3 protein-coding genes and 1 pseudogene are annotated in these 3529 nt (G+C 65.9%); 3 read left to right on the top strand and 1 reads right to left on the bottom strand.

Annotation, left to right across the window (positions count from 1 at the left end; translation table 11 throughout):
• A pseudogene (locus Q0331_RS06230) lies at positions 1–136 on the bottom strand (recombinase RecB); the annotation flags it as partial.
• Between Q0331_RS06230 and Q0331_RS06225 the strand changes: the two are divergent.
• From Q0331_RS06225 to dop, 3 genes are all read left to right on the top strand, one after another.
• Positions 137–970, top strand: a complete 834-nt coding sequence (locus Q0331_RS06225; protein WP_035003956.1) for a tRNA (adenine-N1)-methyltransferase — start codon at positions 137–139, stop codon at positions 968–970.
• Positions 971–983: 13 nt separating this feature from the next.
• Complete coding sequence (gene arc / locus Q0331_RS06220; protein ID WP_298075582.1) at positions 984–2537, top strand: proteasome ATPase; 1554 nt, start codon at positions 984–986, stop codon at positions 2535–2537.
• A 13-nt stretch (positions 2538–2550) separates the two neighbouring features.
• Positions 2551–3529 (top strand): depupylase/deamidase Dop (gene dop / locus Q0331_RS06215; protein ID WP_298075581.1); only part of this gene is annotated, 979 nt, incomplete at its 3' end.

The raw sequence follows: 3529 nt of genomic DNA, 5'->3' as shown, positions 1-3529 counted from the left end.
CGATGGCTCGAAAGCGGTACAGCAACGGGCACTGCTTGTAGTCGTTGGCGCGAGAAGGGGAAAGAGCTAGTTTCGTAGTCACCCGACCCACCCTAGTAAAATGAACCGGATCTCTTAAAGCAGGAAGGAAGACCATATGGCATATTCCGGCCGTTTCACCGAAGGCGACCGCGTGCAGCTCACAGACGCCAAACGCCGCCACTTCACCATCACCCTGGCCAAGGGCGAGAGCTTCTTCACCCACAAGGGCGAAATCCGCCACGACGACATCATCGGCCAGCATGAGGGCACCGTGGTCAAGTCCTCCGGAGCCGCCGAATACCTGTGCTTCCGCCACCTGCTGGTCGATCACGTGCTATCCATGCCCCGCGGGGCGGCGGTGATCTACCCGAAAGATGCCGCCCAGATCCTCGTGGAAGGCGACATCTTCCCTGGCGCCACGGTGCTGGAGGCCGGCGCAGGCTCCGGGGCCATGAGCACCTGGCTGCTGCGGGCCGTAGGGCCTAAGGGCAAGGTCATCAGCTACGAGATCCGCGAAGATCACCTGGCCTACGCCAAGGAGAACGTGGAGGACTACTTCGACGGCCACCCCGACAACTGGGACCTGCGCTTGGGCGACCTGAAGACCGTCACCAAGGAGGATGTCGGCGACGTCGACCGCGTGCTGCTGGACATGCTGGAGCCCTGGGAGATGCTGGACACCGTCAAGGACGTGCTGATCCCCGGCGGGGTTTTCATGACGTACGTCGCCACCGTCCCACAGCTGATGAAGGTCATGGAAGGCATCCGCGAGACCGGCTGCTTCACCGAGCCGAAGGCCTGGGAATCCCTGGTGCGTGAGTGGAAGGTCGATGGCCTGGCCACCCGCCCCGAGCACCGGATGAACGCGCACACGGCATTTCTGATCCTGGCGCGCAGGCTGGCTGATGGCGTCACCGCACCTCGACCGCAACGCCGCGCGCGCCGTTAGTAGACTGGTCAGTATGACCGAGAACACATCAGCGGAAGGGCCACAGACTCTGCGCGAGCTGCAGATCGCGAACCGACGACTCGGCGCGCGCAACGCGAAGCTCGTGGAGCTGCTGCAGGCCAGCCGCACGAAGCTGGAGGAGATCAACGGTCGGCTGGAAGCGCTGGCCGAACCGCCGAGCACCTACGGCACGCTGCTGCAGGCCAACCGGGACTTCACGGCCGAAGTTTTCACCGCCGGCCGCCGGATGCGCCTGATGGTCTCGCCGCACGTCCCGCAGCACGAGCTGGTGCCCGGTGTGATGGTGCGCCTGGGGGAGGGCCAGCAGGTCGTGGAGGTCACCGGCCAGCCGGACTTCGGCGACATCGCACAGGTCGTGGAGGTCACCGGCGACCGGCTGATCATCGCCGACAAGGTGGGCGAGGAATACGTGGTCAAGGCCGCCGGCGACCTGGCAGGCGATGTGGTCACTGGGGACTCCGTGATCGTGGACCGCAAGTCCGGCTGGGCCTTCGAGGCCGTGCCCCGCGCGGAGACGAACAACCTGATCTTGGAGGAGGTCCCGGACGTCACCTACGACGACATCGGCGGCCTGGGCCAGCAGATCACGCAGATCCGCGACGCGGTCGAGCTGCCTTTCCTGCACCCCGAGATCTACACCCGCTACGGCCTGCGCCCGCCGAAGGGTGTGCTGCTCTACGGCCCGCCCGGCAACGGTAAGACCCTGATTGCGAAGGCCGTGGCGAACTCCCTGGCGCAGTCGGATTCCCCGTACTTCCTGAACATCAAGGGCCCTGAGCTGCTGAACAAGTTCGTGGGCGAGACCGAGCGCCAGATCCGCGCGATCTTTGAACAGGCCCGCCGCGTAGCCAGCTCCGGCCGCCCCGTCATCGTCTTCTTCGACGAGATGGAGGCGCTGTTCCGCACCCGCGGCACGGGTGTGAGCTCCGACATGGAGTCCACCGTCGTTCCGCAGCTGCTCGCCGAGCTCGATGGCGTGGAGGCCGCGGGCAACGTCATCGTCATCGGCGCCTCGAACCGCGAGGAGCTCATCGACCCGGCCATCCTGCGCCCCGGCCGCCTGGACGTGAAGATCCGCATCGCCCGGCCCGACGCTTTCGGTGCGGCTGCCATCCTGTCGAAGCACCTCGATGCTTCTCTACCTATTGACGCCGACTTCTCCGCCGCCGCCGGTTCCAACGAAGCGGCAGCGGAGGCCCTGCGGCAGAGCATCGTCGACGAGCTGTTTACCCGCGACGAGGCGCACCGCTATGTCACGCTCCACTACGCCGACGGCAGCCGCGAGGACTTGTACTGGGCGGACTTCGTTTCCGGCGCGATGCTGGCGAACATCGTGGACCGGGCAAAAACGCTGGCCATCAAGGACGCGCTGCACAACGGCACAAACGGCACAGACGGCCTGCGTCCCGAGCACGTGCACGCGGCCGTTTTGGCCGAGGTGGGGGATTCCGAGGATCTGCCGGATACCACCAACCCCGCGGAGTGGGCGCGCATCTACGGCCACGGCACGAAGCGCGTCGTGGACATCGACGTGCACAAGGTCTAGGGAGGATACAAGTTTGTTTGGCCCGCACATCATTGGCTCGGAGACGGAGTACGGCATCGTCGCCGTGGATGATCCGTCGGCCAGCCCGATTCATACCTCCACCCAGGCTGTTGTGGCGTATGCCGAACACAGCGGCCAGGGGGTGAACCGCCGCACCCGTTGGGACTACGAGAACGAATCCCCCCTGCGCGACATCCGCGGCTTCGATCTGCGCCGTTACCGTCGTGGTTCCGCCCCGGTGTTAGATCCGAACGCCCTCGGCGCGGCGAACGTCATCACCGCCAACGGCGCACGTTTCTACGTGGATCACGCGCACCCGGAGTACTCCTCCCCGGAGACCACGACCGCCCGCGACGCGGTGGTGTGGGACAAGGCCGGGGACATCATCATGCACCGCGCCGCCGAGGCAGCCGAGCCGGAGCTGAAGATCTACAAGAACAACGTGGACGGCAAGGGTGCTAGCTACGGCTCGCACGAGAACTACCTGTACCCGCGCGACCTGGACGTCGAGGACGTGCATGCGGCGTTGATCCCGCACTTTGTCACCCGGCAGGTCTTCTGCGGCGCCGGCCGCATCGGGCTGGGGCAGCAGGGTGAGCAGCCGGGCTTCCAGATCAGCCAGCGCGCTGACTACATCGAGACGGAGGTCTCGCTGGAGACCACGCTGAACCGCGGCATCGTGAACACCCGCGACGAGCCACACGCAGAGGCCGACAAGTGGCGCCGCCTGCACGTGATCATCGGGGATGCGAACTTGAGCGAGTTCTCCAACTACCTGAAGTTCGGCACCACCGCGCTGGTGCTGGCTGCAGTGGCTCAGGGCGCGTACTTCGGCGACCTGCGCCTGCTGGAGCCGGTGGCGGACGTCCAGCGCGTTTCCCGGGACCTGGACTGCACCTACCGCCTGCGCTTCTACGGACAGGCGGAGCGCACCGCCATCGAGACGCAGCGGGAGATCCGCAAGCGCGTGGGGGAGATCTTGGAGCTGCGCG

The organism is uncultured Corynebacterium sp. (genome assembly GCF_937999985.1).
Classification (GTDB): Bacteria; Actinomycetota; Actinomycetes; order Mycobacteriales; family Mycobacteriaceae; genus Corynebacterium.
Note: the sequence above shows the minus strand (reverse complement) of the source record. Positions and strands in the feature narration are given on the sequence as shown.

Coding starts and splice junctions, on each gene's coding strand:
- arc (WP_298075582.1), top strand. CDS start 984: ATGACCGAGAACACATCAGCGGAAGGGCCACAGACTCTGCGCGAGCTG.
- Q0331_RS06225 (WP_035003956.1), top strand. CDS start 137: ATGGCATATTCCGGCCGTTTCACCGAAGGCGACCGCGTGCAGCTCACA.